We start from the raw sequence: 953 nt of genomic DNA on the forward strand, positions 1-953 counted from the left end.
GTGACGGAAGAGCGAGACATCTTAAAGAAGGCCGCCGCGTACTTTGCCAAGGAGTGCGGCTGAAGTACGCCTTCATTAAGAAGCACTCGACGGATTACCCCGTGCGGCGCCTTTGCCAAACCCTCAAGGTGCACCCCAGCGGCTACTACGCTTGGTTGGCCGAGCCTCAATCTGCCCGAGCAAAAGAAGATCAACGCCTGCTTGGCTTGATCAAGCATGCCTGGTTAGAAAGCGGAGGAGTGTATGGCTATCGCAAGATTCACGATGACCTGCGAGAGCTGGGAGAGATCTGTGGGCGAAATCGAGTCGGACGTTTGATGGAGGCAGAGGGGCTGCGTTCACAAACGGGTTATCGACGGCGCCCAGGGTTTTATGGCGGAAAGCCAACCGTCGCCTCGCCTAACCACCTTGCGCGGCAGTTCAAGGTCAGTGAGCCGAACAAGGTCTGGGTGACAGACATCACTTACATCCGCACCTATGAAGGATGGCTATACCTGGCAGTAGTGCTGGATCTGTTTTCTCGCCAAGTGATTGGCTGGTCAATGAAGCCCAGGATGGGCAGCGACCTGGCGATCGACGCGATGTTGATGGCCGTGTGGCGCCGCAAGCCACAGCAGCAAGTGATGATTCATTCAGATCAGGGCAGTCAATTCAGTAGCTCAGATTGGCAAAGCTTCTTGAAGGCAAAGAACGTGATTAGCAGCATGAGTCGGCGAGGAAACTGCCATGACAACGCCGTAGCCGAGAGCTTTTTCCAGCTTTTGAAGCGGGAGCGAATCCGACGAAAGATCTACGCAACGCGTGACGAAGCCCGAAGTGATATTTTCGATTACATCGAGATGTTCTATAACCCAAAACGTCGACACAGCAGTGCTATGCAGCTGTCGCCAGTAGAGTATGAGAAACGCTATTTTCTGAGCTTGGAGAGTGTCTAGGAAAGCAGGGGCGATTCA

Annotated in this window: 1 pseudogene; it reads left to right on the forward strand. The window is 53.9% G+C overall.

Going from position 1 to position 953, the window contains the following annotated elements:
* Positions 1–935, forward strand: a pseudogene (locus tag HMPREF3173_RS23730) (IS3 family transposase); the annotation flags it as partial.
* Positions 936–953: the final 18 nt, after the last annotated feature.

It is taken from the genome of Pseudomonas sp. HMSC08G10 (assembly GCF_001808425.1).
GTDB classification, from domain to species: domain Bacteria; phylum Pseudomonadota; class Gammaproteobacteria; order Pseudomonadales; family Pseudomonadaceae; genus Aquipseudomonas; species Aquipseudomonas guariconensis.